This is a genomic window from Actinomadura soli, from assembly GCF_005889715.1.
GTDB lineage: Bacteria > Actinomycetota > Actinomycetes > Streptosporangiales > Streptosporangiaceae > Spirillospora > Spirillospora soli.
Map to the genome: position 1 here is coordinate 1 of NZ_VCKW01000369.1, position 6,081 is coordinate 6,081.

The 6,081-nt window shown below is 72.1% G+C and carries 5 protein-coding genes; 1 reads left to right on the forward strand and 4 read right to left on the reverse strand.

Annotated features, from left to right (window positions below; all coding sequences use genetic code 11):
• Positions 1–268 precede the first annotated feature (268 nt).
• Positions 269–1,594 carry a DivIVA domain-containing protein gene (locus ETD83_RS38275; protein WP_138650087.1) on the reverse strand — a complete coding sequence of 442 codons (1,326 nt, stop codon included), beginning with the start codon at positions 1,592–1,594 and terminating at the stop codon, positions 269–271.
• Positions 1,595–1,977: 383 nt separating this feature from the next.
• Positions 1,978–2,412 (reverse strand): methylmalonyl-CoA epimerase, encoded by a 435-nt coding sequence (gene mce / locus ETD83_RS38280; protein WP_138650088.1) that lies wholly within the window; start codon positions 2,410–2,412, stop codon positions 1,978–1,980.
• A 105-nt stretch (positions 2,413–2,517) separates the two neighbouring features.
• On the opposite strand from mce, the gene ETD83_RS38285 reads away from it, so the two are divergent.
• Positions 2,518–3,699, forward strand: coding sequence for an acetyl-CoA C-acetyltransferase (locus ETD83_RS38285; RefSeq protein WP_138650089.1), 1,182 nt, complete (start codon positions 2,518–2,520; stop codon positions 3,697–3,699).
• 42 nt (positions 3,700–3,741) lie between these two features.
• Here ETD83_RS38285 and ETD83_RS38290 read toward each other — a convergent pair whose 3' ends face one another.
• Both ETD83_RS38290 and ETD83_RS38295 read right to left on the reverse strand, forming a co-directional pair.
• The gene (locus ETD83_RS38290; RefSeq protein ID WP_138650090.1) at positions 3,742–4,434 is read right to left on the reverse strand and encodes a DUF4230 domain-containing protein; all 693 of its coding nucleotides are present in this window, start codon (positions 4,432–4,434) and stop codon (positions 3,742–3,744) included.
• A gap of 103 nt (positions 4,435–4,537) precedes the next feature.
• Positions 4,538–5,962, reverse strand: coding sequence for a hypothetical protein (locus ETD83_RS38295; RefSeq protein WP_205718118.1), 1,425 nt, complete (start codon positions 5,960–5,962; stop codon positions 4,538–4,540).
• Between the last annotated feature and the right edge of the window lie 119 nt (positions 5,963–6,081).

The window sequence follows — 6,081 nt, forward strand, 5'->3', positions numbered from 1 at the left end:
TCCTTGTCGTCGGCGGGTGGGGCGGGAGCGGGGACCGTGCGCCCGGCCGCCGGCCGTGCGTCGCCGTGCGTCGCCTCCGCACCGTCCTCGTGGGGGGTCTGGTCGGGCACGCCGCTCTCCTCTTTCCGTCCGGCCGCAGTCGCCCGCCGGCCCAGCGGCCGACCCCGGATCAAGCGACTACGTGGTAAGACGTAGGAAAGCCTAGAGGCGTTTCCGGCCTCTAGGCTTCCCGTCGCGCGTTGACCGCGTCACGCGGTCGTGAACCGGCTCACTCCTGCCACCAGTCCTCGTCGTCCTCGTCGGACTTCTTGGCCTGGCCCTGCTTGGCCGGCGCGCCCTTCGCGGCCGGCTGCTGCTGCTTCGGCTGCTGCTGCGCCGGAGCGGGCTTGGGGTCGGCCGCGGGGATCGCGGCCTTCTCCGGAGGCGCGGCCAGCTCGGCGTCGCCGCCCATCGTCGGCGCGACGCCGCCGATGAGCTGACGCAGCTGGTTGAGGTGGCTGGTGATGCTGTCCCGCTGCCGGGTGAGCTCGTCCACCTGCCGCTGCGCCGCCGTCCGGACGCGGTCGGCCTCGGCCTTGGTCTCGGCGAGCAGCTGCTCGGCCTGCGCCTTGGCCTCGGCGATGACGTTGTCGGAGTTCTTGCGGGCGTTGGCCATGAGCTGCTTGGCGTGCGAGTCGGCCTCGCGCCGGGTCTGCTCGGCCTGCTGGGTCGCCTTCGCGGCCCGCTGCTCGGCCGACGCGGCGCGCTGCTCCGCCTCGGCGACGAGCTTCTGCGTCGCGGCCTGGGCCGCGGAGTGGCGCTCCGCGTCCTGCCGGTCGGCCTCCTCGCGGCGGGCGGCCAGCTGAATCTCGAACTCGGCCTCCGCCTGGGCGCGCTGGGCCTCGCTCTCCTCCAGGATGCGCTGGGCCTGGGCCCGCATCTCGTCGGCCTGCCGCTTGGCGGTGGTGAGGATCTCGTCCCGCTCGCGCTTGGTGGACGCGCGCAGCTGCGCGACCTCGCGCTCGGTCGTGGTCCGCAGCTTGGCGATCTCACGCTCGGCGGCGGCGCGCTTCTCGGCGACCTCGTGGTCGGCGGTGGCGCGCAGCTTGGCCACCTCGCGCTCGGTCGTGGAGGTCAGCTCGTCCGCCTCACGGCGGGCGGACGTGCGCACCTCCTCGGCCTCGCGCTCGGCGGCGCCGCGCATGTCGTCGCCCTCGCGCTGGGCGTTGGCGCGCAGTTCGGCCGCGTCGTTCTCGGCGTTGGCGCGCTGCTCGGCGGCGTCGACCTTGGCCGCGGCCTTGATCTCGTTCGCCTCGGACCTGGCGGCCTGCACGAGCTCGGTGGCCTGCTCCTCGGCCAGCCTGAGCAGCTGCTCGATGCGGGCGCCGAGCCCGGAGTAGGTCGGACGTTCCTGCTCCTGAAGCTGACGGTGCGCGTCCGACAGTTCCCGCTGCAGGGCCTGGGTCTGCTCTCGGGTCTGCCGGACCTCGTTGTCGAGCGATTTGATGTGCTCGTCGACCTGGTGCCGGTCGTAGCCGCGGAGCACCACGTCGAACTCGCGTGGGGGCGTGTCTTCGAAGAAGTTGCTGAGCTGGGCGTCGATATCGGACTGCATGTGGCTCAATCCTGGATGTGACGGGGCTACCAGTGGTTCCGGGGACCGGTTGATCGCCTGGCATGACGGCATGACGGGCTCCATGACGGGCTCAGTGCCCCAGACCTCTTCCGGCGAATGAAGCCTACTCCCGACACTGCCGTGTTGGGGGTTCATCTTGACACGCTGCGTGGTTTGTCCGCTTTGGCATTGACTTCGCCGTGTCCACGAGAGCGCAGGTACTGGGCCTACAAATACACCAAATGTGTCTGAACGGTCACAGAGCGGCGGTCAACGTCGGGCCGTCCGGCGTCGTGATATCGAACACGTCACGATCCGGTCGCGCTCCGGGGCGGCGGCGCCGGAGACCCTGCGGCGCCGGGCCTCGGCGGCCGTCCGCAAGATCATGCGGGGTCGGGGCGCTTCTGCACGAGCTCGGTCAGGACGCCGTGGCAGTCCTTGGGGTGCAAAAAGTTGATCAAGGAACCCATGGATCCGTTGCGCGGCGCGTCGTACAGGACGCGGACGCCCTTGCCCGCGATGCCGACGGCCTCGTCCGCGACGGTCCCGTCCGTCCCGAACGCGATGTGGTGCACGCCCTCGCCGTTCTGCGCCATCCACCTGGCCACCGCGGAGTCGTCCCGGATCGGCTCGATCAGCTGCAGGTAGCTCGCCGCCCCGTCCCCGGTGTCGTTGATCTTGAGCATGCACTCCCGGACGCCCTGCTCCTCGTTCACCTCGAAGTGCGCGTGGGTGAAGCCGTAGGTCGCCCGGTAGAACTCGACGGTCGCGTCGAGATCGTGACAGGCGATGCCGATGTGGTCGATACGGGTCAGCACGGGCGCTCTCCCTACTCGGGCGGCCAGGCGGGGCCGAACGGAACGGACGGTGTCCTTCTGGGTATCGTGGCAAACGTCGCGTACGCACAATTGGGAGGCCCCTGAATGTCCGTGATCGTCGCCGGCGCGCGCACCCCCATCGGGCGGTTGACGGGCTCGCTGAAGGACTTCTCCGCGGCCGACCTCGGCGCGCACGTGATCAAGGCGGCGCTGGAGCGCGCCGGTGTGGCCGGCGACCAGGTGCAGTACGTGATCCTCGGCCAGGTCCTGCAGGCGGGCGCCGGGCAGATCCCGTCCCGGCAGGCGGCGGTCAAGGCGGGCATCCCGATGAGCGTCCCGTCCGTCACGATCAACAAGGTGTGCCTGTCCGGGCTGGACGCCATCGCGCTCGCCGACCAGCTGATCCGGGCGGGCGAGTTCGACATCGTCGTGGCGGGCGGCATGGAGTCGATGACGCAGGCGCCGCACCTGCTGCCGAAGTCGCGCGGCGGCTACAAGTACGGCTCCGTCGAGGTCCTCGACCACATGGCGCACGACGCGCTGACGGACGCCTTCGACGGCCTCTCCATGGGCGAGTCGACCGAGCGCCACAACGCCAAGCTGAACATCTCGCGCGAGGAGCAGGACGAGTTCTCCGCACGCTCCCACCAGCGCGCGGCCGAGGCCATCAAGAACGGCGTCTTCGACGAGGAGATCGCCCCCGTCGAGATCCCGCAGCGGCGCGGCGAGCCGGTCGTGTTCGCCACGGACGAGGGCGTCCGCGGCGACACCACCGCCGAGTCGCTCGGCAGGCTGCGCCCGGCGTTCAGCCAGGACGGGACGATCACCGCCGGCTCGTCCTCGCAGATCTCCGACGGCGCCGCGGCCGTCGTCGTGATGTCCGAGGCGAAGGCCGAGGAGCTGGGGCTCACCTGGCTCGCCGAGATCGGCGCGCACGGCAACGTCGCCGGGCCGGACAACTCGCTGCAGTCCCAGCCGTCCAACGCGATCAGGCACGCCCTCGGCAAGGCGGGCCTGAGCGTGGACGACCTCGACGTCATCGAGATCAACGAGGCGTTCGCGTCGGTCGGCGTGCAGTCGATGCGCGACCTCGGCGTCGGGCCCGAGAAGGTCAACGTCAACGGCGGCGCGATCGCGCTCGGTCATCCGGTCGGCATGTCCGGCGCCCGCATCGTCCTGCACCTGGCCTACGAGCTGAAGCGGCGCGGCGGCGGCGTCGGCGCCGCGGGCCTCTGCGGCGGCGGGGGCCAGGGCGACGCCCTCATCCTCCGCGTCCCCACCGCCTGAGCGCCGCCGGCGCGGCCGGCATCGGTGCCCGGCCCCTGCCCGTCACTGGGATGAGGGGGTGATGGTCACGGTCGTGAAGCCGAGGGCCTTGAGCATGTTCTCCAGCATCGTCTTCGTGTTCGCGTCGGCGCGCTCTTTCAGGCCGCTCTGCGCGGCGGCCGTCTGGATCTTCTGGGACGCCAGCACGTAGAGCTGCTGCTGGTCGTTCGGGTTGCTGCTGAAGAAGTCGCCGAAGCGGTCGAACAGGCCGCGTTCGGTGGCGTGGACGTAGCTGTGCTTGGTGTCCAGGTTGGTCTTCTCCAGCTGGGCGGGCGGCAGCGTGATGGTGGCGGACGTCCGGTCGGCGTTCACCTTGATGGCGCCGGAGCCCAGCTTCGAGAAGTCCACGTACGCGTCGACGGAGCCGTTCCCGACGAACAGCGTGCGCTTGCCGCGCAACCCGTCCGGCAGGAACTTGGCGTCCTTCTCCAGGTCGACGATGACCTGGAAGTTTCCGCTCGCCGCCTCGTAGCGGTGCAGGTCGCGGATCGACTGCAGCAGGACGGGCCCGCTGCGGTCCTTCGTCTCCTCGGCGAACGGGTTCAGCCAGCCGGGCAGGCCCTGCAGGGCCTGCTGGGCCAGCACCACGACCGCGACGGTCGCGACGATGAGCAGCGCGGGGGCGAGCAGCCCGCGCCGGGGCAGAAAGGAGAAGGACCTGCGGGGCGCGTTGTGCTTCGGTTCCGAGCGAGCCATGTACGGGACGTTCCCGCCAGGAACGTCCCGTATCTGGCGAGACGGTTAGGTCGGTGTGAAGCGGAGGAAGGCCGCTGGTCACGGGGTCAGGCCGCCTGCCAAGTCAGTCCGCGCGCCCTCCGCCGGGCCCTCCGTGCCCTGCGCTGTGCCCCGCGTGCCCGCTGTGCCTGGTGCGGCCCGCGTGCCCGGTGTGGCCGGTGTGTCCCAGGGCGTTGCGTTTCGGGATGGTGGCGCGCGAGTCGGCCGCGGCGCGCCCCTGCTGCGCGTGCTGGACGGTGCGCGTGTCCGTCGTCCGGAAGTCGGCCGGGCTGAGCGCGCACGCCCGGTAGGCGGCGAAGTGGAGGCGCAGCCAGGCGCGCCGCCGTGCCTCGCTCCAGGAGGCGAACCGGCGCGCGGCGCGGACGTCGGAGATGGCGGGGGAGTCGTCGCCGAGGAGCCAGGCGTCGACCATCGCGCGGTAGCCGTTCGGCGGGCCCACGCAGGTGCGGGTGTCCTTGAGGCTCTCGCTGATCTGCCGGACGGCCCGCGCCGCGTACCCGGACGACAGCTCCTCGTCGAGGTGGACGGTGGCGACGCCGTCCGCCACCGCGATCGGCGCCCACACCGGGCGCTGCTCCACCGTGGTGAACGCGCCGGGCGTCCCGCTCAGCCGCGCGGCGAGCGGGGTGGCCGCCGCCATCAGCCTGGGCAGCGCGTCCCGCAGCGCGGGGTGGACGCACACCGTCAGCGGCCACTCGCGGCACACCGGCTCCGCGGACACCTGCGCGACCGTCCCGCCGCCCGAGCGGTGCAGGCCGAGCGTGGCGGTGACCGTCGCGGCCAGCGCCACGATCAGCGGCAGCACGATCAGGAAGCGCCGCGTCGCCCACATCACGTAGCCGAGGATCAGCGCGGTGGTCAGCCCGGCCGTCCAGATGACCTGGTCGGCGAGGACCTCGGGACGGAGGGTGGTGAACAGGGCGAGGTTGTCGAACGCCGCCGGGGGAAGCAGGCTCCACCACGACACGCCGGGGACGCGGGCCGCCGCCCACACCGATGTCACGGCGACGACCAGGGCCGCTGTGGCGCGATGCGGGACGACGCGTCCTGTCAGGTAGCCCACGACGACGTGCAGGACGAGCGAGCCCGCCCCCGAGGCCACGCCCAGCGGTTGGGGGCTTCCAGCCTCCGCCTGCGCGAAGGTGACGACGACCACCACCATCGTCACCGCGACGTACGAGGCCAGCGCGGCGGCGGACAGCAGCAGCAGGTCGAACAGCACGCCCGTGGCGGGCGAACGGGCGGTGAGATCGCGCAGATAGTCGAGCGGGCGTTCCCGTACCGACGTCCACGCGGCCAGGCCCGCGGCGACGGGACCCAGGTAGCGGACGGCGTTCAGCAGCGCGACGACGGTGTTGTCCCAGTAGGCGACCGCGGGGCACAGCGACAGCGCGGCCGCCGTCGTCCCGACCGCGGTCAGAACCGGCACCGCGACCAGCAGTGCCGTGCGACGGGCGTCCAGCCGGAGCACCCGCCCCAGGTCAGACACCGGTGGCGCTCCCGGCGGGCGGCCGCCTCGGCCGCGGCCTCGCCGGCTGCGGCAAGGGCAGCTGCGGCAAGGGCAGCCGCGGCAGCGTCAGCCGGGGCAGGGTCAGCCGGGGCGGGGTC